This window comes from Nitratireductor lacus, from assembly GCF_056431025.1.
Genome location: NZ_JBWKMB010000034.1, coordinates 1 through 25,565, shown reverse-complemented (window position 1 = coordinate 25,565; position 25,565 = coordinate 1). Strand labels below are relative to the sequence as shown.

Sequence of the window (25,565 nt, the reverse complement as noted above, 5' to 3'; positions counted from 1 at the left end):
GCTTCAGAAGCGGTTCCGCGTGGCGCCGGCAACAAAGTCCATCAGCGCGCGGATGCGCGCGGCGCGCCGCAATGTGGGGTGCGTGAGAAGCCAGAGATCCACATCCAGTGCCGGGACCGCTTCCACACATTCCAGATCGGGATCATCTGCGGCCGCGTAATCCGGAAGGACGGCAAGCCCGGCGCCGTTCTTCACCGCGCTCAACATGCCGGGCGTGGTGTTCACGCGTATCCGGCAGCGCTCCGAAAGCCGTTCATCCGCCATCCAGCTTTCAAGCGCCGCGTAGCCCATATGGCGGCCGGGGCCCACCCATCCCAGCCGTGATTCCCGCCAGGGTGCGTCGAGCAGGCCGCGCCGCGCATAGATCGACTGGCGGACAAGGCCGAGCCTGCGTCCCACGAGATGGCCGGGCGGCTGGTTCGCCGGTCTGATGGCGATATCGGCCTCGCGCTCGGTCAGGTTCAAAACGCTGTTCGAAAGCACGACGTCCAGCTCGATGTCCGGATAATGTTCGCAAAAATCGGCCAGGATGGGCGCGAGGCAGCATTCGTAAAGCGTGTCCGTGGTGGTCACGCTCACCGCGCCGGACGGGCGAAGATCGCGCCCGATAACCTCGCGCTCGAGCGCGTGCACTTCCGCCTCCATACGCCCGGCAGCCGCGATCGCTTCTTCACCCGTGACGGTCGGCGCGTAGCCGTGGCGTGACCGTTCGAACATCGTCACGCCGATGCGCCGTTCCAGCTCGCCAAGCCTGCGGAACACCGTTGGATGGCTGAGGCCAAGCGCCTTGGCCGCGCCCGTCAGTGAGCCCGCCCGTCCCACGGCCAGCACAAGATGCAGATCGTTCCATTCAAGTTCATCTTTCATTTTTGCAAGCGCGGCTTTCAATTTTTGCCAATCGAATTGCAGAAACAAACAGCCTAGGTCCTCTCCAGACCAAACACAATGCAGGAGCCGAACGATGCACGTGCTGATCGTATTCGCCCATCCCGAACCCGCCTCCTTCAACGGCACGCTGAAGGATGCTGCCGCCGCGCGGCTGGAAACGCTTGGTCATACCATCGAGGTTTCGGATCTCTATGGCGAGGCCTTCGACCCGGTCGAACGCGCTTCACACTATGCGGATCGCCTCGACCCGGAGCATTTCGCGGCACTTGCCGAGCAGCGCCATGCTGGCCAGAAGGGCACACTTCCCGCCGACGTTTGCCGCGAGATCGCGCGTATCGAGCGCGCGGACCTGGTTATTTTCCAGTTTCCGCTCTGGTGGCACGCCCAGCCGGCGATTCTCAAGGGCTGGTTCGATCGCGTCTTCGTCAACGGCCTGCTCTACAGCGGATCGAAGCGATATGATCGCGGTGTTTTTCGCGGCAAGCGCGCCGTGCTTTCCGTCACCACCGGTGCGCCCGAGGCATCTTTCGCGCCGGGTGGACGCAGCGGCGATATCGAACTGCTTCTGTGGCCGATCCACTACTCGCTCAACTATATGGGCTTCTCCGTCCTGCCGCCTTTTCTCACCTTCGGTGTGGCGGGTCATGGCTACCGGTATGACGACGATCAGGAGAAGGCGGTCCGGCTCAATACCAGTCGCGCCGCCTGGGAAGCCCGGCTTGAAACATTGCCGCAGGAGGCGGCATTGCCTTTTCCGGGCTGGAATGACTGGGACGAAACCGGCCTGCCCAGACCGGGGGCGCCTGTCGACGGCGCACTGCGCTTTCGCACGGGGCGGGCGCTTCAGTAGCGCCCGCCTCAGACTTTGGTCCCGAACGCGCTATTCCGGCGTGAAACAGCGCTGCTTTTGATGCACAGTTTCATCAGTTCAATGAAGGGACCCCGTCGTGAGACCCGTCACGGACGCCACGCCTCTGATCGCCGCCAACGCGGTGGCATTCGACACCGAGACCACCGGGCTCGATGTTCGGGAAGCGCGTATCCTGCAGCTTGGCGGCGTGGCACTGGTGAATGGGCGCCTGCAGCCGGGCGATGCGTTCGAAACACTGGTCGATCCTGGCGTCCCCGTCCCGCCGCGTTCCACTGCCATTCATGGCATCACCGGCCAGATGCTGCGCACGGCACCGGGATTTGCCGATGCCTGGCCGCGTTTCGAAGCGTATCGCAAAGGCCGTCTGCTCATCGGCTATGCGCTTGGCTTCGATCTGGCTGTTCTGGAGAGAGAGGCCCACAGGGCAGGGCTCCTCTGGCAGGCCCCGCGAACGCTCTGCGTGCGCATGCTTGCCGGTCTCGTCAATCCGCACCTGCCCGACGCTTCGCTGGAAGCGATTGCCGCGTGGCTGGAAGTGGATACGTCAGGCCGTCACACGGCGACGGCGGATGCGCGCATTGCCGGCGAGATCTTTATCGCGCTTGCGCCTCATCTCGCAGAACGCGGCATCCGAACGGTCGCCGAGGCTGAGCGCGCCTCGAGCCTGCGGTCGCAGGCCCTGCGCCAGCAGGCGGAAGCCGGCTGGAGCGAGCCTTTCCTGCGCCGCACCGGCGCACCCAGCCATGCGCTTGAAGCCATCGATCCCTATGCCTTCCGCCACCGGGTTCGTGAAGCGGCCACGGGCGAGCCCGTTGTCGCGCATGAAGACATGGCAGTGCTGGAGGCCGCCCGCCTCATGGCAAAACACCGGATCAGCTCCCTGCTGCTCTCTGCAGACGGGAGGCCCGGTGGCTTCGTCGCCGAATATGCGATCGTTACCGAGCGGGATGTGCTGCGGGCGGTTGCGTCCGGAGGAGGGGAGATGCTTGCCGGGCGGATTTCGTCAATTGCCTCAAAACCGGTGATCGCCGTTCAGGGCGATGCCTTCTTCTATCAGGCGCTCGGCCTGATGAGCCGGGAAAAGATCCGCCATCTGGCGGTGTCCGACAGCAAGGGGCATCTGTCCGGCGTGATTTCGGCCCGCGATTTTCTAAAATTCCGGGCAGGCGCTGCCGTCGATCTTCAGGCGCGCATCGAGAATGCCACGACGCCGGCCGATCTCGCCGGGGCCTGGTCACGCGTCGCAGTCATCGCTTCTGCGCTTCTCGACGAGGAAATCGATGCGCGCATTATTGCCGAGATTATTTCCAGCATCCTGTGCTCCATCACGGCGAACGCCTGCCGTATGGCGTTGCAGGAAATGGAGGCGGACGGGCATGGTGCGCCGCCGGTCTCCTACGCCGTCATGGTTCTGGGCTCGGGAGGCCGTGGCGAAAGCCTGTTGGCCGCCGATCAGGACAATGCAGTGATTTTCGCCGAGGGGGCTCCCGGCGGGCCTGAAGACAAATGGTTTGCGGTCTTTGCCGAAAAGTTCACCGATTATCTGCACACGGCGGCAATACCGCTTTGCAGGGGCGGCGTGATGGCCCGCAATCCCGCCTGGCGCGGCTCGGTGGAAACCTGGCGGGCGCGCGTTGACGCCTGGGTCGCCAAAGCGCGCCCGCAGGACCTTCTCAACGTCGATATCTTCTACGATCTCCGGGCGGTCTACGGTGAGGAAGCGCTGGTCACCGCTCTGGCTGCCCATGCCTGGGAAAAGGGTGCAGAGCGTGTCGAATTCGCCAAGCTGCTGGGCGAAAGCGTGCGCAATGTCGGCAGTCCTTTCACGCTTTTCGGCGGCTTCCGGCAGGAAAACGGGCGCCTGGACCTGAAACTGCACGGCCTTTTTCCCATAGCGGCACTCGCAAGGGCACTGGCCATTCGCCATCATCTGCCGCATGCATCGACCCGCGCCCGGCTGGAGGCGCTGGCCGAACTGCCGGCGATGCCGCGCAGCGATCTGCTTGCGCTGCGCGATGCTCACCGTTTTCTCATTGCGCGGGTGCTCGAGCAGCAGGTGGAGGACATCGCCGCCGGAATTCCGCTCTCCAACCATATCGCTGTCGACCGGCTCGCTTCAGGCCAGCAGAAAACGCTGAAGGACGCCCTCAGGACTGTTGCGATCATTCCCGAACTCGTGCGCAGCGCCATGTTCGCAAACTGAGCAATGCGTGCTTTACCACGGCGCGTGAAGCGGGTAACAGCAGCCCATCATGGCAGGAACAGACAAACAGCAGGACATGCTCGCGGAAGGCCCGGCGATTATTCTGGTGGAGCCGCAACTGGGCGAGAACATCGGCATGGTGGCACGCGCCATGGCCAATTTCGGCCTGGCCGAGCTTCGGCTCGTCAGCCCGCGGGACGGCTGGCCGAATGAGAAGGCGCGCGCGGCGGCGAGCCGGGCCGATCACGTGATTGACGCGGCAACGGTCTTCGAAGCACCGGCAGATGCGGTTGCCGATCTCAATTTCGTCCTGGCGACGACGGCGCGCCCGCGCGACAATTTCAAACCCGTGCGCGGTCCCGTCGAGGCTGCTGCGGATCTTCGCAACCGGTTTGCCGCGGGTCAGAAAACCGGCATTCTCTTCGGGCGTGAGCGCTGGGGGCTCACCAATGAGGAGGTGGCGCTCGCCGATGAGATCGTCACTTTCCCGGTCAATCCCGCCTTTGCCTCGCTCAACATCGCGCAGGCGGTGCTCCTCATGTCATATGAATGGATCAAGACGGGCGATCAGGCCGTCCGTCCGCCCGACAGCACGCTCGAGCCCGCCGAAAAGCTCCATATCGAAAGCCTGATGGGCTATCTCGACAGGGTTTTGGACGAGCGCGGCTATTTTCGCACCGAGGACAAGAAGCCGAAGATGATGGAAAACCTGCGCGCCCTATTCACGCGGCCGGGCTTCACCGTGGAGGAGCTTGCGGTGTTGCGTGGGGTTTTGACTTCGCTGGAAAAATTCTCGCCGAAGAATCCGCGTGGCTCCGGCGCACCGGACCGGGGGTAGCGATGGAAACCCGGCCCATTCTCTTCTTCGATTCGGGCATTGGCGGCCTGTCGGTGGTCAAGGAAGCGCGCATTCTTCTGCCTCGCCGGCCCTATGTCTATGTGGCCGACGACGCGGCTTTTCCCTATGGCGCCTGGGAGGAGGGTGCTCTGCTTGAGCGCATGGTCGGCCTCTTCGCCGAGCTTCTCGAGACCTATCGGCCGGTCATGTCGGTCATCGCCTGCAACACGGCGTCCACCCTCGCCATTCACAGGCTGCGCGAGGCGTTTCCCGGTGAAACTTTCGTGGGCACGGTACCGGCCATCAAGCCGGCGGCAGAGCGGACGCGATCAGGGCTGGTTTCCGTTCTCGCCACGCCCGGCACGGTCAAGCGGCAATACACGCGCGATCTGATCCGAGATTACGCGGCAAAGTGCCATGTGCGGCTGGTTGGCAGCGAAAATCTCGCCGCCCTTGCCGAGCAGTATATGCGCGAGGGGCATGTGGACGAGACGGCCGTCGAGCGGGAGATCGCGCCCTGTTTCGTGGAGCAGGATGGAAAGCGCACCGACATTGTGGTGCTGGCCTGCACGCACTATCCGTTTCTGGTCAATCGCATGCGAAAGACGGCCCCCTGGCCGGTGGACTGGATCGACACCTCCGAGGCAATTGCAAGGCGCGCACTCGCCCTTTCGGCAGATCTGCCGGCCCCGTCTTCAGATGGGAATGGCCAGGACATCGCGCATTTCACCTCCGGCGCGCCGGTTGAAGGCTACCGCCGCCTCGTCACCGGTTTCGGTTTCATCGCCCGCTGACCCGCCGCCTGCGCGCCAGCGCTTACGGCACACATGCATTGTTGCGGGTCTGTTGTGGTCAACGGCTCTTCCGGCCCGCCTCTTCTTCCCGCAAGGACTTTAGAATCCAGTCGCGGAACGCGCGGATCTTCGGTGCGTTGCGCCGCCCCTCCGGATAGACGAGCCAATACCCGAGACCGTCCGCTTCCGTGCGCTCGAAGGGTTTTAGCAACAGCCCGGCTTCGAGCTCCGTTCGGTAGAGCGCTGGAGTGAGCATCGCCACCCCGCGTCCCGCAATGGCTGCCCGTGCCAGCATGCTCTGTCCGCCGAGCTTGGCCATAGGGGGGCGGTCGTCGCTGTCGATCTTGATGTCGATCGCGCCGAACCAGATGGTCCACCATGGGTCGCCAAGGTCGAGCAGGGGAAGTTTGAGCAGGTCCTCCGGCGTTGAGATGCCGCCAATGGTGTCTGCAAGGCGCGGACTCAGCATCGGCGTAAAGTCGGCTTCGACAAGCAGGTGGCGCTCCAGCCCCTGCCAGGGGCCGTGCCCGCCGCGAATGGCAACGTCGACATCCTCGGTGTTGAAGGCTGCAAGCCGCTGGGTTGTTTCCAGCCGCACCGATAGCGTCGGGTGCAGTTCCTGAAAGGCGTCAATGTTCTCGACAAGCCAGTTGGTGGCGAAGGTCTGCGCCGTACTGATGGTGAAGGTGCCTTCCATCATCCCGCGCGCGTCGGCATAGGCGGCAGAAAGCCGTTCAAAGGCGTCGCTGACGGCCGGCGCAAACCGCTGGCCTGTCTCCGTCAGGGTCACCTGTCTCGGCCGGCGCACGAAAAGGGGCGTGCCGATCCGGTCTTCCAGAATCTTGATCTGGTAGCTGACGGCGGCCTGGGTCATGCCCAGTTCCTCGCCGGCCTTTGTAAAGCTGCCATGGCGTGATGCCGCCTCGAAGGCGCGCACCGCTGCCAGAGGCGGAAGGAGTGCACCGGACATGGATAAAATCTCCTTATGATACCCGGCCGTCTTTCGATTGGAATTCCGGCTTCAGAAGAACGACATTCGGCCAGGAAATCAACACAGCTTTTCTATGAGAGGTCGGGAAGTCCAATGACACACGTTTTCCTGCATGATGCCAATGAGGCCGCGACGCTCTGGCGTTCTCTCCTGAAATGGGCCACTAAGCTGGGCGCGCGCAGAAGGCGCTCCGGTGTGCGCGGAATCGACCCAAGGGACATCCCCGAGGCCATGCATCACGATGTCGGGCTGACGGATGTTCGCCCCCTGCATCCCAAACGCTATCTGTATTAGCGTTTCGGTTGACAAGTGCGCCGGTCTCCCATATTGACCCCGCACAAGCGCGATGGCTTCTGGCTGCCGCGCTTTTTAACGTGTCCCGTGGGCAAGGCCGCATCAGCGTGCGCGGCATGTCCTGTCAGGTTTCTAAAACGGAAGCCAGAGGAGGGCGCGTTTCCTTCGTCCGGAGTCTTAGCTCCGGGGTTTTTGATGTGAAAGGGAATGCGATGAGCAAACGCCAGTCCGCAAAGTACAAACTCGATCGCCGTCTTGGCGAAAACATCTGGGGCCGTCCGAAGTCCCCGGTCAACCGTCGTGAATATGGCCCCGGCCAGCACGGTCAGCGCCGCAAGGGCAAGCTCTCGGACTTCGGTCTGCAGCTGCGCGCCAAGCAGAAGCTGAAAGGCCACTACGGCGACATTTCGGAAAAGCAGTTCCGCAAGACCTATGACGAGGCCAACCGCCGCAAGGGCGACACCAACGAGAACCTGATCGGTCTCCTGGAGTCCCGCCTCGACGCCATCGTCTACCGCGCCAAGTTCGTTCCCACGATCTTCGCTGCGCGTCAGTTCGTGAATCACGGCCACATTCTGGTCAACGGCCGCCGCGTCAACATCCCGTCCTACCGCTGCAAGGCCGGTGACGTGATCGAGGTCAAGGAAAAGTCCAAGCAGCTCGCCATCGTTCTGGAGGCTGTGCAGCTCGCCGAGCGCGATGTGCCGGACTATGTGGAAGTCGACCACAACAAGATGGTCGCCACTTATCTGCGCATGCCTTCGATCTCCGACGTGCCCTATGCGGTGCATATGGAGCCGAACCTGGTTGTCGAGTATTACTCGCGCTGATACCTTTCGGCAGGTAATTCGGAAAGGGGGCGTCCTGCCATTGGCCGGGCGCCTTCTTTTTTGTCTTTCACGGGTTTCGCGGGGTACTGTCATGACAGGACTGGCCAGGGCGTCCAGTGTGCGAATGGGCTTGTTGCTGGCCTTCTTCGTCGCCTTGTGGACGGTCTATGCCAGCCTGACCCAGCTTAATCTCGACGGTTTTGGCGACATGCTTGAAAACTACTCCTGGGGCATCGCCTGGGAGCAGGGCTATTACAAGCATCCGCCGCTCTTCGCCTGGATCACGGCAGCCTGGTTTGCAGTGTTCCCAAACGTCGACTGGGCCTACTATCTCCTGTCGGCGGTCAACGGCGCGGCGCTCATGTTTGCGAGCTGGCGGATCGCGGTGCGGTTTCTCGATCCGTGGCGGGCCTACCTGGCGACGGCACTCTTCTTCTTTCTGCCGCCGGTCACATTTCTCGCCATCAAGTACAACGCCAATTCGGCCATGCTGCCGTTCTGGGCGGCGACGGTGTGGTTCTATCTGCGCTTTCTGGAAAAGCGCCGCCTCACCGATGCAGTGATTCTCGGTGCCCTTGCCGCTGCTTCAATGCTGATCAAATATTTTTCAGCAGCGCTTCTGGGAGCCATCTGCCTTCATGTCCTGTTCGACCGAGAGGCGCGCTCGCTGCTCCTGAAGCCTGGCGTCTGGGTGGCAAGTCTTGTCTTCATTGCACTGATCACGCCCCATCTGTTCTGGTTGTTCAGAAACGATTTTCTGCCGCTGACCTACGTTTCCGAGCAGGGAGACGGGTCGGCGCTTATCGGAGTGACATCCACGCCCCGGTTCCTGGCTGCCCTGCTGGCCTATCTTCTGCCGGTTGTCCTTGTTCTTCTGATCGCGATCCTGCGCAACGGGCGCGGCCCCTGGTTCGACGCCGGACCGTTCCTTGCCCTGCGGGAGACACTGGCGGGGCGGGCGCTCTTATGGACCGGGTTCGGCGCGCTGGCGCTCACGCTTCTTCTCGGCATTGTGTTCACCGTGCAGTTCAGTTCGGTCTGGGCGCTGCCGCTTTATTTTTCGGCACCGATTTTCCTCATCCTGCTTGTGAAACCCGGGCGCCTGGAAGCGCAGAAACCTGCCATTCCCGCTGCCGTCGTGCTCTACGGTGCCTGTCTTCTGGCGCTGTCGCCGCTCATCTATGCGCAGGAGGCGCAGAACACCTCGCATTATAACGACGTCCCGGTTCGTGCACTTGCCGGTGAGATCGAGAATGCGTGGAATGCCCGCTACGACACACCACTCGCCTATGTTGCCGGAGACAAGATTCTGGCCAGCGGCACGACCTTCTATGCCCCGTCGCGCCCCTACTCGATGCAGGCGAATTCCTACGCACTGACACCGTGGATTACGCCCGAGGATGTGGCCGTGAAAGGCATGGCGATTGCCTGTTTCGATGGCCAGAAAGGTTGCTTTGCCCAGGCTCTGGAACTGTCGCGCGGTGGGGCCGATACACAGGATCTGACCGTCCCCGGGTTTGGTGGAGAACGACGCTGGACAGTGCGTGTTTTCTTCGTGCCGCCTGCCGGTTTCGGCACGTAATTCGCTTTTCCCGAAAAAGCTCTGTTTTCACGGAATTCGAGACGAAACCCTCTCGTTTCGCCCAAAACCGCTTCAAATTACCCGGTTTTCGATGGACCAGCGGGCAGCGAAGAAATTGAGGATCGCGCCGATCACAATGCCGATGAGCTTGGCGGCGAAAAGGCCCGTCAGCGGCGGCAGGAGATAGACCGCGAGGGTCGACGATCCGAGCGAGATGATGCTGCCGCTGACGGCGAATTTCGCAAACGCCCTGTGCAGGCTGAAACGTTCCCCGCGCTCGAATGTCCAGCGTGAATTGATCGCGAAGGAAAAGATCACGGCGACGGCCCAGCCGAGGAAATTGGCGACCAGTGCCGGAAATGACAGCGCGACAAGAGCGCTGAAGGTGGCAAAGTCGATCACCGTGTTCAGGATGCCGACAATTGCAAAGCGGCTGAGTTTGGTCGAAAGCCCGCGGTTTCCCTCTTCGGTCATGACGCGGCTCGTTTCAGGCGAAGCGACGCACTTTCAAGGCGCTGCGGAAAATCTTCCGAGGCAAGAGCGTCGCGCTCTTCATTGCGGGCATCGGTGAACACGTCACGCCGGCGCAGAACATCGTCCACTGTTCCGGGATGGCACATGACGACGCTGCCATCGGGCGCCCTGTCAATGAAGAGATCGAGCGCGCGGGCAAAGGCGCCGGGCCGGCGCCAGTCATAAAAGCCGCAGAGCGGTCCTTCGACGACAAAGCCATGCCGGCGCATCTCGGCACCGAAGCCGCGGGCCAGCAGGCGGGCGACGATGACCTTTGCCTTTACGAGAGCAGGCGCTGCCCGCAGGGTCGGCGCACCGCGCAGCCATGGGCGTTTTTCGGGCGGAAGATCGGCAAAACGCCCTGCAAGCCACTGCCGCACGGGAGGCAGGAAATGAACGTGCTGGTGCCCGTCGATGAAGTCGGGATCGCGCCCGAAGGATTCGCGGAAGCGGGCAAGCTGTGCGTTGGCTTCCATGCCGATTGCCTCGACGTCGTGGTCGGTGAGCAGCCGCTTCAGGTCCGGCATGGTCCGGCCGGTGGAAAGGGCGGGGAAGTCCGTGAGGGTGAGGTGCATGCCGATCACGAACCGGCCATCCGTCGCCGCCAGGGCGCGCGCATGATCCCGCCAGTCGTCGAACAGCGTCATGCAGCCCGTGCCGCTCAGGCGACCCGCCTCAAGCAGCGTGCGGATGGTTTCGCTGACACCGGGTGAGAAGCCGTAATCGTCGGCAATCAGCCAGATCGAGCGCGTGCCGGGATCAGCCATGGGCCGCCTTGCGCGTCTTGCCCGGCTTCGCACGGGGCGCGGCATCGGAGCCCGTGATGGATTTGACGATGTAATTGGGTCTGTTCTTCGCCTCGCTGAGCGCCGACCAGACATATTCGCCGACAAGGCCCGTGAGGGCCAGGTTGAGACCGCCCAGAACGAGCACCGCGACGATCAGGCTCGGATAGCCGGGCACGGCGACGCCGGTGAAGAGCACTTCCAGGAGGATCTTGATTCCGTAGAGAAAGCCAAGCACCGCAACCCCGGTGCCGAAAAGCGACACCATGCGCAGCGGCACGACGGAGAAGGAGGTGAAGCCTTCCAGCGAGAAGGCAATCAGCCGCCGCCGCGACCATTTGCTTTCGCCACCCTGCCGCTCGGCAGGCTTGTAGAGGATGCGCTCCTGCTTGAACCCGGTCCAGGCATAAAGGCCCTTGTTGAAGCGGCGCTGGTCGCGCAACTGGCGCAGTGCCGTGGCAAAGCGGCCGGTCATGACGCGGAAATCGCCGGCATTGGCCGGAATTTCGTAGCGCTGACCCATATTGATCAGCCAGTAGAACCCGTTGGCGAGATAGCGCCCGAGCGTGCGGCTTTCGGCGCGGTCTGATCGCACGGCATAGACCATGTCGAGATCGGGATCGGCGATGATGCGGCCGATCATGTCGAGCGCGACATCCACCGTGTGCTGAAGGTCTGCATCCATGAGGAGCACATAGTCGCCTTCGGAATGGTCGAGACCGGCGAGGATGGCCGTTTCCTTGCCGAAATTGCGCGCAAGCGTGATCAGCGACCAGTTGCCCGTCATGTGCTCGCCGTAAAGCGCGCCTCCTTCATCCGTGCTGCCGTCATCGATGAAGATGAACCGCGTGTCGAGATCGAACCGCTCCCTGACCTGCGCGGCAAGGTCGCCCGCCAGGGCACTGAACCCGGCAACGCTTTCCCTTTCGTTGAGAAAGGGAACTAGAATGTCGAGCCGTTTGGCCACGCGCGCAATCTCCTTCGAACCGTGTTATGCCCGCTGAAAGTTGAAAATGCCTATTCGCTAAGTCGCCTTGCTGCAAGGCTTCTGATAGGAAGGCGCGAAATCACATGTACCGACAGAGGCGTGCCCATGCATAGCACCTTGGCGCAACCGAAAGAACCGATCGATGCCGCGGAAGCGGGAGCGGACGCTGCAGAAGACACGCCCCCCTTTATGAAGGGGATGCCTTCCTCGGTCGAGTTCAACAAACTGCGCAAGCGCCTTCTGCGCCAGGCGCGGCAGGCAATCGAGGACTTTGCCATGGTGAAGCCCGGCGAGCGCTGGCTGGTTGCGCTTTCCGGCGGCAAGGATTCCTACGGGCTCCTGGCGGTGCTTATGGAGCTTCAGTGGCGTGGGCTTCTGCCGGTGGAAATTCTGGCCTGCAATCTGGATCAGGGGCAGCCGAATTTTCCAAAGCACATTCTGCCTGACTATCTCGACAGTATCGGCGTTGCGCACCGCATCGAGTATCAGGATACCTATTCAGTGGTGACGGAGAAACTGCCCGAATCGAGCACTTACTGCTCACTCTGCTCACGCTTAAGACGCGGACATCTCTACCGCATCGCGCGGGAGGAGGGGTGCTCTTCACTGGTGCTGGGGCATCACCGCGAGGACATTCTCGAAACCTTCTTCATGAACCTGTTTCACGGCGGGCGGCTTGCGGCGATGCCGCCCAAGCTTCTGAACGACGAGGGGGACGTGATGGTGCTGCGCCCGCTCAGCTATTGCGCGGAGTCGGACCTGGCGAAGTTCGCCGAGGCGATGAAGTTCCCGATCATTCCCTGCGATCTCTGTGGCAGTCAGGATGGCCTGCAGCGCAATGCCATGAAGGCGATGCTGACGGACATCGAAACCCGTATGCCTGGCCGCAAGGACACGATGATCCGGGCGCTGACAAATGCGCGCCCGTCTCATCTTCTCGACCGCAGGCTTTTCGATTTCGCGGGCCTCACACGGGCGGATTGACGGCGTGGAACATGCGTCCGCGTTCGCCGATCAGGACGAGAACGATGGCGATTGAACCGGTGATGAAATAACCGGCGGCCAGCGGGACCGTTGAACCATCGAACATCTGACCGACAAAGGCGCCGATAAGCCCGCCGCCCAGCGTGGTGAGAAAGCCCTGCGTGGCTGCCGCCGTGCCCGCCACATGGCCAAGCGGCTCCATGGCGATGGAGTTGAAGTTTGCGCCGACCCAGCCGAACTGGAACATGGCGACCGAGAACAGCACGAAAAACAGGGCAAATGGCATGTAGCCGATAGAGGCCAGAACCAGCCAGAGCAGGCTGACTGCGGTGAAGCCCACAAGGGCCGTGTGGGAGAGACGGCGCATGCCGATACGGCCGACCAGGCGCGAATTGGTGAATGAGGAGATCGCCATCAGGCCGGCACCGATGGCGAAGAGGATCGGAAACCAGTCCGCCAGATCGAACGTGTCGGTGTAGATCTGCTGCGCGGAGCTGATGAAGCCGAACAGCGAACCGAAAATGCTGGTGGTTGCCAGCGTATAGCAGAGCGCGACACGGTTCGTGAGCACATAGCCGAACCCCCGCGTCACCGAGGAAAAGGTCAGCTCTCGCCGGTTTTCAGGTGCGAGGGTTTCGGGCAGGCGGATCGCGGCCCAGGTGCCGAAGACGATGGCGAGCACCGCCATGGCAATGAAGATTTCCGACCAGTCGCCGAAGATCATGATGAGCTGGCCGATGCTGGGGGCGATGACCGGTATGACCATAAAGACCATCATGACCATGGAAAGAACCTCGGCCATCTGGCGGCCGCCAAAAACGTCGCGGATCGCCGAAACGGCAATGACCCGCGTCGTCGCCGCGCCGATTCCCTGCAGGAAGCGCAGTGCCAGAATGACGGCAAAACTGGGAGATATGGCTGCGATCAGTGCGGCGGAAACATAGAGTGCGAGACCGACGAAAAGCGGTGCGCGGCGGCCGAAACGGTCTGAAATCGGGCCGAAGATGAGCTGCCCGCCCCCAAGGCCGGCCAGATAGGCGGTGACGATGTACTGCCGCGCGTTCTCGTCATCCACGCCGAGTTCAGCGCCAATCTGCTGCAATGCCGGCAGCATGATGTCGATGGCAAGCGCGTTGAGCGACATGAGCGCGGCCGCAAGCGCGATGAATTCCGCACGACCCAGCGTTTTCTGCGGTTGTAAGGCTTCATCCGAAACAGGCTTGTCCATATCTCTCTCCAACGAACATCAGGCATGCGCAACAAACGCCGGTGCCGACGCAGTTCCACGGCGGCACGGCAGGTGCAAGGCGTCAGCCTCACAAGAGCGATTTCACTTCTCCTGGAAGTGCTACAGGCGGCGGAAATCCAGCCCTGAACCGCAACGAACGCCGGCAGAGATGTTCGAAACATGTCACCGACGCGAAAAAATGCGCTGGCGGGTGCCAACGCATCTTTAATAAAGGAGGCGCCCGGCGGGCGGGCGCTATTCCGGCGTTAAATCAGGCGGCGCCTTTGGCAGCCACGCCCTTTTCATTGAGGAAGGCCTGCAGTTCGCCGGCCTGGAACATTTCCCGGATGATGTCGCATCCGCCCACGAACTCGCCCTTTACGTAGAGCTGCGGGATGGTGGGCCAGTTGGAGTAATCCTTGATGCCCTGGCGCAGTTCGTCCGAGGTCAGAACGTTGACGCCTTTATATTCGACATTGAGATAGTCGAGAATCTGGACCACCTGCCCGGAGAAGCCACACTGCGGAAAACCGGGCGTGCCCTTCATGAAAAGAACAACGTCGCTGCTTTTGACTTCGTTATCGATGAATTCGTTGATGCCGGTCATCGCAAATCCTCATCTGACCGGGGTAAAGGCCCGGCGTTTCTCTCGTTAATCGTTATGTATTGCACCATCCATTGAGGTGCAACGCCACCCGATAAAAACTTTTGGGTCCACTCAATCCGGAGCGCTGGTCTGAAGGGCGAGTGCATGGAGCGCTCCGCCCATATTGCCCTTCAGGGCATTGTAGACCATCTGGTGCTGCTGAACGCGGGACTTGCCCCGGAAGCTTTCCGCCACGACCTCCGCCGCATAATGGTCCCCGTCACCGGCCAGGTCGCGGATCGTGACCTGGGCGTCGGGGATACCTTCCTTGATGAGGCGTTCAATATCGGCAGCGTTCATAGCCATGGGGTGGCGATTCTCCAAATCAGTCCGTTCCCCTGAGATATGGCGATTCCGGGGGGCAAGGTCAATTGGTGGCGCAAAGCGCCCCGTCTCCATTCTGTGGGAGCCGGGGAAGATGCCGGGTCAGTCCATGAAGTTCGGGAACCACGCTTCGTGTGCCTCTTTCAGGGCCGTGACCGCGACAGGCGTCGATCCGCCCAGTGCGAGCACATCACCGCCGGTTGCGCCGATCACGACGGCGGATATGCCGGCTGCTTCGGCTTTTGAAAGAACGGCATCGGCATTTGCCGTGGTCACGACATAACGCCCCTGATCCTCACCGAAGAAGGCCGGGATGGCGTCTTCGGGGGCGTCGATGGTGGCGCCGATGCCAGAGGCAATCGCCATTTCCGCAAGCGCGACGGCAAGACCGCCATCCGAGCAGTCGTGGGTGGCGGTCAATGCACCTGAACGGATCAGGTCGCGCACCATGTCGCCGGCGCGCTTCTCATGGGCGAGATCGACCGGCGGGGGCGGGCCCTCGGCGCGGCCATGAATGTCGCGCAGATAGACGGACTGCCCGAGATGCGTGCCCCAGCCTTCCGGTGCGCCGATCAGGACAATGGATTCACCCGCAGCGGCAAAGGCGGCGCGGGATGCCTGCTGCCAGTCGGGGATCAGGCCGACGCCGGCAATGGTGGGCGTGGGCGGGATCGCCTCGCCAAGCGTCTCGTTGTAGAGGGACACATTGCCCGACACGATGGGGAAACCGAGCGCGGTGCAGGCCTCGCCGATGCCCTTGATGGCGTGGACGAGCTGGCCCATGATTTCGGGCTTCTCCGGATTGCCGAAATTGAGATTGTCGGTGGCCGCCAGCGGCTCGGCGCCGGTTGCGGTGATGTTGCGCCAGCATTCGGCCACGGCCTGCTTGCCGCCTTCATAGGGATCGGCCTCGCAATAGCGCGGCGTGACGTCGGAGGAGAAGGCGAGCGCCTTCTTGTCCTGTCCATCGACGCGCACCACGCCGGCGTCACCTCCTGGAAGGTGCACAGAATTGCCCTGAATGAGTGTGTCATACTGCTCCCAGACCCAGCGGCGGGAGGAGAGATCGGGCGAATTGAGAAGCTTCAGAAGGCTTTCTGCGATGTCAGCTTCGGGCACGGGGCCCGTGAGCGGCGCCCTGGGCTTCGGCTCGACCCACGGGCGGTCATATTCGGGGGCCTCGTCACCGAGCTCCTTGATGGGAAGATTTGCCACTTCCTCGCCCTGATGCAGGATGCGGAAGCGCAGATCGTCGGTGGTTTTGCCGACAATGGCGAAATCGAGCCCCCATTTGCGGAAGATGGCCTCGGCCTCGTCGCGCTTTTCAGGCCGCAGCACCATGAGCATGCGCTCCTGGCTTTCCGACAGCATCATCTCATAGGCGCTCATGCGCTCTTCGCGCACGGGGACCCTGTCGAGATCGAGCTCGATGCCGAGATCGCCCTTTGCGCCCATTTCAACGGCCGAACAGGTGAGGCCGGCAGCGCCCATGTCCTGAATGGCGATGACGGCGCCGGTGGCCATCAGTTCGAGGCAGGCTTCGAGCAGGCATTTTTCGGTGAACGGATCGCCGACCTGAACGGTGGGGCGCTTTTCATCAATGCCCTCGTCGAACTCGGCCGACGCCATGGTCGCGCCGCCGACGCCGTCGCGGCCGGTCTTGGCGCCCAGATAGACGACGGGCAGGCCGACGCCTTCGGCCTTGGAATAGAAGATGGCGTTGGTCTCGGCGATGCCGGCTGCAAAGGCATTGACCAGAATGTTGCCATTGTAGCGGGCGTCGAAATTGACCTCGCCACCGACCGTGGGAACGCCAAACGAATTGCCGTAGCCGCCAATGCCGGAAACGACACCGGCCACAAGATGCTTTGTCTTCGGGTGGTCGGGTGCGCCGAAGCGCAGCGCGTTCATGGCCGCAACGGGGCGCGCACCCATGGTGAACACGTCGCGCAGAATGCCGCCGACGCCGGTGGCCGCGCCCTGATAGGGCTCGATATAGGAGGGGTGGTTGTGGCTCTCCATCTTGAAGACCACGCACTGCCCGTCTCCGATGTCGACCACGCCGGCGTTCTCGCCCGGTCCCTGAATGACCTGCGGCCCCTTTGTGGGAAGTGTGCGCAGCCATTTCTTCGAGCTCTTGTAGGAACAGTGCTCGTTCCACATGGCCGAGAAAATGCCAAGCTCCGTGAAGCTCGGCTCACGGCCGATCAGGTCGAGGATGCGCTGATACTCGTCGGGCTTGAGGCCGTGCGCGGCGATGAGGTCTTCGGTGATGGGGATGCGATTGGGAATGGTCATGTGGTCGGCATGGTCCCTGCGAAGGGGTTGCAACGGTTGTCTCGAGGCTGCGTTACAGTATTGCGGCCCGATAATCCACTTCCCAATGCCGGTTTTCATCAACCGTAATTGTCAAATCCGCTGATCGGGTTGTCGAGAAGGCTCCTGAGCGTCGTCAGTCCGCGCGTCACGCTGTCGTGGCTCTCGGGCACGGTGAAGGCGATGCGGGCGCGGTGGAGCGTGGCGCCGGCACGGCCCACCTTGAACTCGTCCTCATCGTCGATCAGCACACCTTCTTCCATGGCCGCCTGCTTAAACGTGCTCGATAGCCAGGGTTCAGGCAGTTTCAGCCACAGGAACGGCGCGTTGGGATGAGACGTGAAATCCCTGCCGGCGAAGAGGGATGCGGCGATCGCCTGACGCGCGCCGATCTCCGCACGCACACGGTCGTGAATGTCGAAGGCTTCCCCCGACAGCACAAGCTGGGCAGCGAGCTCGGCGAGCAGGAAGGGGATGCCGCCCGTGATCATCTTGTGGGCGGTGAGCACACGCGAGGCATAGGGCGGGGGTGTGGCGACCCAGCCGCCGCGAACGCCGGCCGCTACGGATTTGGACAGGCTGCCCACATGGAAGGTGCGCTCGGGCGCCAGCGTGGCGAAGAGTGGCGGGGTGCTGTCGAGGAGGGCGCCGTAGATGTTGTCCTCGATCAGCCAGACATTGTGCACTCTGGCGATCTCGACAATGGCGCGCCGGCGTGCCTCCGGCATGGTGGCGAGCGTCGGATTGTGGAGCGAGGGGACCAGAAACACCATTCGGGGATGCTGCTGGGCGCAGACCCGTTCAAAATCCTCCGGCACCATGCCCTCCTCGTCTATGGCGACCGAAAGCAGGCGGCGGCCGATCACCGTGGCGCTGCGGGCAATGTGCGAATAGGTGAATTCCTCGAAGGCGATACGGTCACCCGGCACGGTCATGGCGGCGATGGTTGCCAGAATGCCGGCATGGCCGCCAAGCGTGGGAACGACGCTGTCGGGATGCGGGGTCCAGTCGCCGCGTGCCAGCCACTGGCTGCCGGCATCGAGCCAGCGCGCGGGCAGGGAGCGCGTATAGCTTGCAATGTCGGCCGGGTGATCGCGGGCGATCCTCTCGGTGATCCGTGTCAGGGCGTCGGCCTGGCCGACATTGGGCGCTGCGGTGGAATCCATGCGGGTCTTGCCGGGCTCCGGCACCGAGGCGCGTGTGCCGCCGAAAGGCTCGCCGTTCGCCCCGGCGGACCGGGAAGAACGGATGCGCTCGAGCACATAGGTGCCGCGGCCGACCTCGCCCGACACAAGACCGCGCTGGCGCACAAGCGCATAGGCGCGGCTGACGGTGCCGATCGTGACGCCGACATCATAGGCGAGGTTGCGCTGCGGTGGGAGCTTTGTGCCGGGCGGGAGCGTGCCGTTCTCGATGTCTCGCTCGATCTGGTCGGCGAGGCGCACATAGAGGGGGCCAGCGCCCCGCTGAAGGTTCGGAAGCCAATTTGTCATGGTGACAATTATCTATATTGCGCCGATTTTTGAGTCAATGCATAGGTTCAATCGCTCCATTCAGGAAAAAGGAGTGTTGCAATGGGTGCAATCAAGACAATTAACGACGGGTGCAAGCCGTCTGCGCCGCCATTGGGGCGTAGAGCTTCCGGCTTTACCCTGCGGTCTGTTCTGAGACGGGTGGAGATCTGGCTCGGCAAGCGACGCAGCAGGCTGGCGCTGCTTCAGCTCACGGACGAGCAATTGCGCGATGTCGGCATCTCGCGCGACGAGGCGCGCCGGGAAGGGCTTCGCCCGTTCTGGGATTAGCCGTTTGTGGGAAACGATGAGCGGATCAAAATCTCTGCTTCAGTGCAATTCCGGGCGCTAAGACCGCCTCAGGGCTTCACCACGCTGTTCTGATTGGGCGCGATGGCATCGCCCTTTCGGGCGGGCTTTCCGCCGGCAATGATGCGGTCTGCCAGCATGGCGAGGCGGCCGAGGAATGCAAAGGTCAGCAACATGGCGGCGAGATAGACGAGAACGCTCGGCCACCCGTTCAGGCGGGCGTCCAGAAAATAATAGGGAACCTCGCCCGCAATCGGTGCGCGGACCTGAACATAGGCAACATAGATCAGCGGATAGGCGAGCCACAGCGGCAGGTGGCGCCAGGAAAGGCTGCCATCCGTGCCGGCCGTGAGCCACCAGACCAGGTAAATCACCGGTGCGATGTAATGAAGCGCGATATCGCAGAGGAGGAACAGGCCCTTCGGCTGCCAGAGCGCAGACAAAAGCTGCCAGTAGACGATGGTCACCAGAAGGATCGATACGGCGACGCCGGCACGCACCCAGGCCCGTCCGAAGAAGCGCGGCGCGCCCGATAGCGCGGCCAGATGGACGAGAACCACCAGAATGTTCGTCAGGATCGTGAAATACGAAAAATAGTGGATGACGGAACCGGCAAGGCTGCGTCCTGCTTCCATGGAAGCAGGTATCGTCAGGGCAAACTGCACGACAAGGGCGGACAGTCCGACGACAAGGCCGGCGACATTCAGGATTTTTGCCATGCGGTTTCCCCCGGGAAATGTTCCGAGCGCTTGCAATAGTTCGAGAATCTAAATTTAAAGTTTAGGCTTAAAGCGATTGAAATCGCAATATACGCCATTTCCGCCCGTGTTCTGCTTCAGCAGTTCGCCTCGCCGCCGGACCAGCGCATGATGTCGGCGTTGATCTGTGCCCCGGCGTGCGTCGAAGCCAGCGGACCATAGGTCGATATTGTCGTTGGTGAGCCGGAGGCTTCGATGACGAGGAGCGGCAGGCCCTGCTGCTTCTTGCTGCGCATGATCAGAAGCCGCGGGCGCCCGACGCGCGTATCGAGCTCGGGGATCATGTGGAGATCGCGGAAACGCCGGTCACCCGAGCGCATCCAGCATTTCGCGCCATTGCTGTTGATTTTCTGAAGGGCCGCGACGGGGCTCGGAGCCTCGACCTGAAGGTTGAGAACGCCGCCCATCGGTTCCGTCTGGCAGGCGGAGAGCAGAAACAGACCTGATATCAGCGCTGCGCCGGCGCCGCAGCGAAGAAGGTATTTCACGTTTGAACCGGTATGACCGGCGCGCCCCATCAGGCGGCCTTCCCAAGCACGCCGGCAAACAGCGCGCGGCCGTCATCGCCACCATGGGCGGCCTCGATCAGGTTTTCGGGGTGCGGCATCATGCCAAGCACATTGCCGCTGTCGCTGACGATGCCGGCAATGTCGTTCACCGAGCCGTTGGGGTTTGTGCCTTCGGCATACCGGAAGGCGACCTGACCTTCGCCCTCGATGCGCTTCAGCGTCTCGGCGTCCGCAAAATAGTTTCCGTCATGATGGGCGACCGGGCAACGGATAATCTGACCGGGCTGATAGCCGCGCGTGAAGGCGGTGTTGGCGTTGGTGACTTCAAGCTTCACCTCGCGGCACACGAATTTCAGCGAGGCGTTGCGCATCAGCGCACCGGGCAGGAGCCCCATTTCGACGAGAACCTGAAAGCCGTTGCACACACCCATGATGAGCACGCCCTGGTGGGCCTTCTCGGCCACGGCCTGCATGACCGGCATCCGTGCGGCGATGGCGCCGCAGCGCAGGTAGTCGCCATAGGAGAAGCCGCCGGGAATGACCACGAGGTCGACATCGGGCAGTTCGGTCTCCGTCTGCCAGACCGTCACCGGCGCCTTGCCGGAAATCCGGGTGAGCGCGGCGATCATGTCGCGGTCGCGATTGAGGCCGGGAAGCTGGATAATGGCTGATTTCATAGGGTCTGATCGCTTGGGCTGGGATCGTAGGGTTTTTGCGGGCCTTCGGCCATTTCACGGAGTTCGAGGCGGCGTTCTATGCGGTCGAGGCGCTGATCCTGACGCGCGAGCGTGCCATAGATATTATGGATGTCGCCATGCATTGCGACCATGCTGCCCCTCAGATTGTTCACCTCGGCCTTTATGTCGCTCAAGGCGAAATCGATCTTGTCAAACCGCTCCTGCATCTTCTTGAGCAGTTCGTACATGAACTCGTTCGTCGCCTCCGCCATGGTGTGTCTCCCTATGCAACCTTAGGTAACGGAGACAGTGTAGTCCTCAATCACGGTGTTCGCCAGAAGCTTTTCGCACATGGCATTGAGGTCGCTCTCGGCCTTGGCCTTGTCCGCGCCTTCAATCTCCAGGTCGAAAACCTTGCCCTGGCGCACGGAGCCGACACCGGAAAAGCCGAGCCCATCGAGCGCGCCCTCGATGGCTTTTCCCTGTGGGTCCAGAACGCCGTTCTTCAACGTCACGGTGACGCGGGCCTTGATCACGTTAGTGCTCCCTGATTTCCCGGACGCATCCTAGTGGCGCGTCTTGTTGTCCTTTGAGGAAACGAGGACGGGACCGCCTCCGCGCGGCGGTTCGTTCTCGTTCATGATGCCGAGACGGCGCGCGACCTCCTGATAGGCCTCGACCAGTCCGCCCATGTCGCGGCGAAAACGGTCCTTGTCCATCTTGTCCTGCGTGGTCGTGTCCCACAGGCGACACGAATCGGGAGAGATCTCGTCGGCCACGATGACGCGCATCATTTCGTTTTCCCACAGCCGGCCGCACTCCATCTTGAAGTCGACGAGCTGGATGCCGACGCCAAGGAAGAGGCCGGTCAGGAAGTCGTTGACGCGGATGGCGAGCGCCATCATGTCGTCGATCTCCTGGGGGCTGGCCCAGCCGAAGGCGGTAATGTGCTCTTCGGAGACCATCGGGTCGTCCAGCGCATCGGCCTTGTAGTAGAACTCGATGATCGAGCGGGGCAGTACGGTGCCTTCCTCGATGCCCAGCCGCTTGGCGAGCGAGCCGGCCGCAACATTGCGCACGACGATCTCGAGTGGAATGATCTCCACTTCCTTGATCAGCTGCTCACGCATGTTGAGGCGGCGAATGAAGTGGGTCGGGATGCCGATTCGGTTCAGATGCTCGAAAATGTATTCCGAGATCCGGTTGTTGAGCACGCCCTTGCCATCGACAATCTCGTGCTTCTTCTTGTTGAAGGCTGTGGCGTCGTCCTTGAAGAACTGGATCAAGGTGCCGGGCTCGGGGCCTTCATAAAGAATCTTGGCCTTGCCCTCATAAATGCGGCGACGACGGTTCATGGCTTTTCCTGGTCCGTTGCCTAGACAGGGAAACTTCGCGCGGAAGTTCCGCAATGCGGCAGTTTCATGGATGGATCGTTTCACGCGGTCTCTAGCGCAAACCCACTCATACCACAATTGCCATTTGTTATCGCCAACGTGTTTGTGCCCTGCCGGCAAAGCGCGGATGCGCCAAACGAGCGTATTGACCCGGAGCGGGGCTTCTGGTTTTTGCTTGCCAAACAGTTGTTTCCGCATCGCCAGGCGATGCCCGAGCCGGAGGATTTGCTAGATGGCCAACATGAAAGACCGTGAAGACGCGTTTGAGAACAAGTTCGTTCACGACGAGACCCAGAAATTCAAGGCCATGGCACGCCGAAACAGGCTTCTGGGCCTGTGGGCCGCTGAGAAGCTCGGCAAGACCGGTGACGATGCTGACGCCTATGCCCGTGAAGTGATGAACTCGGATTTCGAGGAAGCCGGCGACGAGGACGTGTTCCGCAAGGTGCGCAAGGATTTCGATGCAGCCGGTATCCAGCAGTCGGATCACCAGATCCGCCGCACCATGGATGAACTGCTCGCCACCGCGCTCGAGCAGATCAAGAACGGCGAGTAGGTCCTTGCCGATCCCGTCGCTGGCCGCACGTCTCAAAGCGGGGGAGAGCGTCTTCTCCGCCTGGTCTTCCATCCCCGATTCGCAGACAGTCGAGCTCGTTGCCGGACTGGATTTCGGCGCCGTCACGCTCGACATGCAGCATGGCGGGCATCACGAAGACAGCGTCCTGCGCGGTATTGGCGGCATCCGTCTGAACGGCAGGCACCCGCTGGTGCGTATTCCTGTCGGGCGTTTCGACATGGCAAGCCGGGCGCTCGACATGGGCGCGGAAGCCGTGATCGCCCCGATGGTGAACTCGCTGGAGGATGCCCGCGCCTTCGCGGCCGCGATGAAATATCCGCCCGTCGGGCTGCGATCCTGGGGGCCGAGCTTCGCCATGCCGCGCGCGGGAACGACTGACGGGCAGACCTGGCTCGAGACAGCCAATGCCGGCACGGTCGCCTTCGCCATGATCGAGACACGGCAGGCGCTCACGGCACTTGACGACATTCTCGAAGTGGAAGGCATCGACGGTGTGCTGGTCGGTCCGTCGGACTTCTCCATCGCCTGGTCGAACGGCAGGACGGTCGATCCGGCTCTCGAAGACATGATGCCGGCGATTGCGACGATTGCGGAAAAGGCGCGGGCGATCGGCAAACATGCGGCGATCTACGTGGTCGATCCACGGCTGGTCGGGCGCTTTTATGCGATGGGGTACAGGCTGTTCGCCATGGGGTCGGAAGCAGCCTATATGGCGCAGGGCGCACCGGCCATGCTGCAGGCAGCGCGGGAATCCATCCAGAGTTAGGGTCAGGACCTGTTAATATGGCCGCAATGGTCGGCCTGATTTGCACGGCCTACTTTGTCGCAAGACCTTGAAAGACGTGAAGTCTTCCTGCGGTTTTGCTTCGCGTATCCGCACAAATCAGGCCGACCATTGCGGCCATATTAACAGGTCCTGACCCTAAGAGAAATCAGAGCTGCTGGATGAACTTGGCGAAGGTCATGGAACCTTCGGGCCAGGGGCCGAAGCCCGATTCGGCATTGATGTGGCCGGATTCGCCCGCATCCAGAAACAGCGAGCCCCAGGCGGCGGCAATGTCTTCCGCGACGTCAAAGGCGCAGAAATGGTCGTTGCGGCTGGCGATTGTGATCGACGGAAACGGCAGCGGATCGCGCGGGTAGGGGCCGAATGTCATCAGATGTTTCGGCCTGACCCTGCTGTTGGCAACGTCGGGCGGGGCAACGAAGAATGCGCCCGCCACGGGGTTCCTGAACTCAGGTATGGCCTGCACCGCGGTGGCGACGCCCAGCGAATGGGCGACCAGAACGACCGGCTTTTCCGCTTCGTTGACGGCCTTTGCGACATTGGCGACCCAATCCTCCCGCACAGGCTTGGACCAGGCTTCCTGTTCGACACGCCGCGCGGTGGACAGGCGAGATTGCCAGCGTGTCTGCCAGTGGTCCGGCCCGGAATTTGTGTAGCCGGGGATGATGAGGATGTCGGCGTCTGAAGCTTTCATGGCCGGCCATGTAGCCATCGTGTCGGAGGCATGCAAGCGCTGGTGCGGTTTGTGATGCGAATTGCAAGCTTTTCGAACGATTTTTGAAAATTGTGCTCTATTTGGTGAACAGCGTGTTCGCCGGGAGGACGCTTGCGCAGAGGGGGATGGCACGCCAGTTTCAGGGGGACATGAGGCCGCCCGCCAAAGAGGCCGGCTGCCGCTTCGCAGGAGATAAAGCGATGAGTGGGTTTCCTTTTGCCGCAACCACGCCGGTCAGTATTGGTCGTGTCGGCCTGAAAGCGCGCGATGCGCAGAAACTGGCGGCATTCTATTCAGACATTCTGGGCCTTCAGGAGATGGACGGCGACAATGGCGCGATTGCGCTGGGTGTCGGTGGCCGCACCCTTCTGGAGATTGCCGAGGACCGGTCTGCCGAGCCGGACGATCCGCGTGAGGCCGGGCTCTTTCACACAGCGTTCCTGCTTCCGGAGCGGGCCGATCTGGCGCGCTGGTCGCTCTTTGCCCGCGACCGCAACATGCGGCTTGAGGGCGCGTCCGACCATCTGGTCAGCGAGGCGGTCTATCTGTCCGACCCGGAAGGAAACGGCATCGAGATCTATGCCGACCGTGCGCCTGAAAGCTGGACCAAAACGGCGGACGGGATCGCCATGGCGACCGAGCGCCTCGATTTCGGCAGCCTGTTGTCCACGGTGCCCGATGGCGATGCGGGCTGGCAGGGCGCGCCGGAGAACACGGTGATCGGCCATGTGCATCTGCGCGTTGGCGACCCGGCGACGGCGGAAGCCTGGTGGCATGAGGCGCAGGGCTTCGACACGATGACGCGCTATGGATCGCAGGCGGTGTTTCTGGCGACGGGCGGTTATCACCACCATATCGGGGCAAACAGCTGGCGCAGCGCCGGGGCGGGTAAACGCAACCCGAACCGCACGGGTCTTTCCTGGCTTGAACTGAAGAGCAGGAATGCGACGGCGGAGAAGGAATTCGCCGACCCGTGGGGCACGGTCGTGCGGGTCGCACCGTCAAACTGACGCGGCACGGTTTTAGAGCATTTCCGTTTTCGCTGAAACGCGGAGAACCGGTTCCCGCTTTTCCCGGAACTGCTTCAGACGCCGACTTCGAGGCCCCCTTCTCCCCGCTCGCGGGGAGAAGGTGAGGATGAGGGGCGGGCGCGAAGTTCTGCGAACCCACAATACGGCAAAATTTTCATGCGCGGCGTCGGCCCCTCATCCCCCTGCCGGGACCTTCTCCCCGCTCGCGGGGAGAAGGAGGCC

The 25,565-nt window shown here is 62.2% G+C and carries 29 protein-coding genes; 12 read left to right on the top strand and 17 right to left on the bottom strand.

All coding sequences use genetic code 11. The features are described from left to right. Positions 1-3 precede the first annotated feature (3 nt). Positions 4-867 (bottom strand): LysR family transcriptional regulator, encoded by an 864-nt coding sequence (locus AC07E3_RS20395; protein ID WP_478364483.1) that lies wholly within the window; start codon positions 865-867, stop codon positions 4-6. 94 nt (positions 868-961) lie between these two features. Here AC07E3_RS20395 and AC07E3_RS20390 point away from each other — a divergent pair, with 94 nt between their 5' ends. The 4 genes from AC07E3_RS20390 to murI all read left to right on the top strand — a co-directional run bounded on the left by AC07E3_RS20390 (position 962) and on the right by murI (position 5,594). Further along, a complete protein-coding gene (locus tag AC07E3_RS20390; protein WP_478364481.1) occupies positions 962-1,738 on the top strand; it encodes an NAD(P)H-dependent oxidoreductase in 777 nt (258 codons plus the stop codon). 97 nt (positions 1,739-1,835) lie between these two features. After that, positions 1,836-3,962 (top strand): DUF294 nucleotidyltransferase-like domain-containing protein, encoded by a 2,127-nt coding sequence (locus AC07E3_RS20385; RefSeq protein WP_478364479.1) that lies wholly within the window; start codon positions 1,836-1,838, stop codon positions 3,960-3,962. Positions 3,963-4,011: 49 nt separating this feature from the next. Next, complete coding sequence (locus AC07E3_RS20380; RefSeq protein ID WP_336065193.1) at positions 4,012-4,800, top strand: RNA methyltransferase; 789 nt, start codon at positions 4,012-4,014, stop codon at positions 4,798-4,800. A gap of 2 nt (positions 4,801-4,802) precedes the next feature. Further along, positions 4,803-5,594: a glutamate racemase gene (murI, locus tag AC07E3_RS20375; RefSeq protein WP_065817629.1), complete on the top strand. Its 792-nt coding sequence runs from the start codon at positions 4,803-4,805 to the stop codon at positions 5,592-5,594. A gap of 58 nt (positions 5,595-5,652) precedes the next feature. Here the strand turns inward: murI and AC07E3_RS20370 are convergent, their stop codons facing one another. Next, complete coding sequence (locus tag AC07E3_RS20370) at positions 5,653-6,564, bottom strand: LysR substrate-binding domain-containing protein (protein WP_336065190.1); 912 nt, start codon at positions 6,562-6,564, stop codon at positions 5,653-5,655. 114 nt (positions 6,565-6,678) lie between these two features. Here AC07E3_RS20370 and AC07E3_RS20365 point away from each other — a divergent pair, with 114 nt between their 5' ends. The 3 genes from AC07E3_RS20365 (at position 6,679) to AC07E3_RS20355 (ending at position 9,291) form a co-directional block, all read left to right on the top strand. Continuing rightward, positions 6,679-6,879, top strand: a complete 201-nt coding sequence (locus AC07E3_RS20365; protein WP_322339252.1) for a hypothetical protein — start codon at positions 6,679-6,681, stop codon at positions 6,877-6,879. Between the two features lie 212 nt (positions 6,880-7,091). Then, positions 7,092-7,709, top strand: coding sequence for a 30S ribosomal protein S4 (rpsD, locus tag AC07E3_RS20360; protein ID WP_223004223.1), 618 nt, complete (start codon positions 7,092-7,094; stop codon positions 7,707-7,709). Between the two features lie 91 nt (positions 7,710-7,800). Then, complete coding sequence (locus AC07E3_RS20355; RefSeq protein ID WP_478364476.1) at positions 7,801-9,291, top strand: glycosyltransferase family 39 protein; 1,491 nt, start codon at positions 7,801-7,803, stop codon at positions 9,289-9,291. Between the two features lie 72 nt (positions 9,292-9,363). Here AC07E3_RS20355 and AC07E3_RS20350 read toward each other — a convergent pair whose 3' ends face one another. Genes AC07E3_RS20350 through AC07E3_RS20340 form a run of 3 tightly spaced genes read right to left on the bottom strand, consistent with a single transcriptional unit; the run spans position 9,364 to position 11,556 of the window. Continuing rightward, complete coding sequence (locus tag AC07E3_RS20350; RefSeq protein ID WP_478364474.1) at positions 9,364-9,765, bottom strand: GtrA family protein; 402 nt, start codon at positions 9,763-9,765, stop codon at positions 9,364-9,366. Beyond that, complete coding sequence (locus tag AC07E3_RS20345; protein ID WP_478364472.1) at positions 9,762-10,571, bottom strand: ChbG/HpnK family deacetylase; 810 nt, start codon at positions 10,569-10,571, stop codon at positions 9,762-9,764. The genes AC07E3_RS20350 and AC07E3_RS20345 overlap by 4 nt, the downstream gene beginning before the upstream one ends. Further along, positions 10,564-11,556: a glycosyltransferase family 2 protein gene (locus AC07E3_RS20340; protein WP_478364470.1), complete on the bottom strand. Its 993-nt coding sequence runs from the start codon at positions 11,554-11,556 to the stop codon at positions 10,564-10,566. The genes AC07E3_RS20345 and AC07E3_RS20340 overlap by 8 nt, the downstream gene beginning before the upstream one ends. A gap of 210 nt (positions 11,557-11,766) precedes the next feature. Here AC07E3_RS20340 and ttcA point away from each other — a divergent pair, with 210 nt between their 5' ends. Then, complete coding sequence (ttcA, locus tag AC07E3_RS20335; protein WP_478364489.1) at positions 11,767-12,561, top strand: tRNA 2-thiocytidine(32) synthetase TtcA; 795 nt, start codon at positions 11,767-11,769, stop codon at positions 12,559-12,561. Here ttcA and AC07E3_RS20330 read toward each other — a convergent pair. The 5 genes from AC07E3_RS20330 to AC07E3_RS20310 form a co-directional block, all read right to left on the bottom strand. Beyond that, positions 12,545-13,789, bottom strand: a complete 1,245-nt coding sequence (locus AC07E3_RS20330) for a multidrug effflux MFS transporter (protein WP_336065176.1) — start codon at positions 13,787-13,789, stop codon at positions 12,545-12,547. The two genes, ttcA and AC07E3_RS20330, sit on opposite strands and share 17 nt — an antisense overlap. 271 nt (positions 13,790-14,060) lie before the next feature. Beyond that, positions 14,061-14,396, bottom strand: coding sequence for a Grx4 family monothiol glutaredoxin (gene grxD / locus AC07E3_RS20325; RefSeq protein ID WP_007009784.1), 336 nt, complete (start codon positions 14,394-14,396; stop codon positions 14,061-14,063). Positions 14,397-14,507: 111 nt separating this feature from the next. After that, positions 14,508-14,741 (bottom strand): BolA family protein, encoded by a 234-nt coding sequence (locus AC07E3_RS20320; protein ID WP_025031168.1) that lies wholly within the window; start codon positions 14,739-14,741, stop codon positions 14,508-14,510. A gap of 120 nt (positions 14,742-14,861) precedes the next feature. Then, on the bottom strand, positions 14,862-17,057 hold the full coding sequence (purL, locus tag AC07E3_RS20315) for a phosphoribosylformylglycinamidine synthase subunit PurL (RefSeq protein WP_478364468.1): 2,196 nt from the start codon (positions 17,055-17,057) through the stop codon (positions 14,862-14,864). 98 nt (positions 17,058-17,155) lie between these two features. Next, the gene (locus tag AC07E3_RS20310) at positions 17,156-18,568 is read right to left on the bottom strand and encodes an aminotransferase-like domain-containing protein (RefSeq protein WP_478364466.1); all 1,413 of its coding nucleotides are present in this window, start codon (positions 18,566-18,568) and stop codon (positions 17,156-17,158) included. Positions 18,569-18,649: 81 nt separating this feature from the next. Between AC07E3_RS20310 and AC07E3_RS20305 the strand changes: the two genes are divergently transcribed. Next, positions 18,650-18,877, top strand: a complete 228-nt coding sequence (locus AC07E3_RS20305) for a DUF1127 domain-containing protein (protein ID WP_478364464.1) — start codon at positions 18,650-18,652, stop codon at positions 18,875-18,877. A 68-nt stretch (positions 18,878-18,945) separates the two neighbouring features. On the opposite strand, the gene AC07E3_RS20300 is transcribed toward AC07E3_RS20305, so the two are convergent. The 6 genes from AC07E3_RS20300 to purC all read right to left on the bottom strand — a co-directional run bounded on the left by AC07E3_RS20300 (position 18,946) and on the right by purC (position 22,194). Next, positions 18,946-19,614: a Pr6Pr family membrane protein gene (locus AC07E3_RS20300; protein WP_478364462.1), complete on the bottom strand. Its 669-nt coding sequence runs from the start codon at positions 19,612-19,614 to the stop codon at positions 18,946-18,948. A gap of 116 nt (positions 19,615-19,730) precedes the next feature. Next, complete coding sequence (locus AC07E3_RS20295; protein WP_336065164.1) at positions 19,731-20,141, bottom strand: hypothetical protein; 411 nt, start codon at positions 20,139-20,141, stop codon at positions 19,731-19,733. Between the two features lie 29 nt (positions 20,142-20,170). After that, on the bottom strand, positions 20,171-20,839 hold the full coding sequence (gene purQ / locus AC07E3_RS20290) for a phosphoribosylformylglycinamidine synthase subunit PurQ (RefSeq protein WP_478364460.1): 669 nt from the start codon (positions 20,837-20,839) through the stop codon (positions 20,171-20,173). Next, positions 20,836-21,111 carry a hypothetical protein gene (locus tag AC07E3_RS20285; protein WP_478364458.1) on the bottom strand — a complete coding sequence of 92 codons (276 nt, stop codon included), beginning with the start codon at positions 21,109-21,111 and terminating at the stop codon, positions 20,836-20,838. The genes purQ and AC07E3_RS20285 overlap by 4 nt, the downstream gene beginning before the upstream one ends. A 21-nt stretch (positions 21,112-21,132) precedes the next feature. After that, a complete protein-coding gene (purS, locus tag AC07E3_RS20280) occupies positions 21,133-21,375 on the bottom strand; it encodes a phosphoribosylformylglycinamidine synthase subunit PurS (protein WP_478364456.1) in 243 nt (80 codons plus the stop codon). Positions 21,376-21,405: 30 nt separating this feature from the next. Beyond that, entirely contained in the window at positions 21,406-22,194 is a 789-nt protein-coding gene (gene purC, locus AC07E3_RS20275) for a phosphoribosylaminoimidazolesuccinocarboxamide synthase (RefSeq protein ID WP_336065160.1), read from the bottom strand. 271 nt (positions 22,195-22,465) lie between these two features. Here purC and AC07E3_RS20270 point away from each other — a divergent pair, with 271 nt between their 5' ends. Continuing rightward, positions 22,466-22,789 carry a DUF1476 domain-containing protein gene (locus tag AC07E3_RS20270; RefSeq protein ID WP_336065158.1) on the top strand — a complete coding sequence of 108 codons (324 nt, stop codon included), beginning with the start codon at positions 22,466-22,468 and terminating at the stop codon, positions 22,787-22,789. Positions 22,790-22,793: 4 nt separating this feature from the next. Continuing rightward, positions 22,794-23,576 (top strand): HpcH/HpaI aldolase family protein, encoded by a 783-nt coding sequence (locus AC07E3_RS20265; RefSeq protein WP_336065156.1) that lies wholly within the window; start codon positions 22,794-22,796, stop codon positions 23,574-23,576. A 166-nt stretch (positions 23,577-23,742) separates the two neighbouring features. On the opposite strand, the gene AC07E3_RS20260 is transcribed toward AC07E3_RS20265, so the two are convergent. After that, positions 23,743-24,291, bottom strand: a complete 549-nt coding sequence (locus AC07E3_RS20260; RefSeq protein ID WP_478364454.1) for an RBBP9/YdeN family alpha/beta hydrolase — start codon at positions 24,289-24,291, stop codon at positions 23,743-23,745. A 221-nt stretch (positions 24,292-24,512) separates the two neighbouring features. On the opposite strand from AC07E3_RS20260, the gene AC07E3_RS20255 reads away from it, so the two are divergent. Next, a complete protein-coding gene (locus AC07E3_RS20255; protein WP_478364452.1) occupies positions 24,513-25,322 on the top strand; it encodes a VOC family protein in 810 nt (269 codons plus the stop codon). The last annotated feature ends 243 nt before the right edge of the window (positions 25,323-25,565 follow it).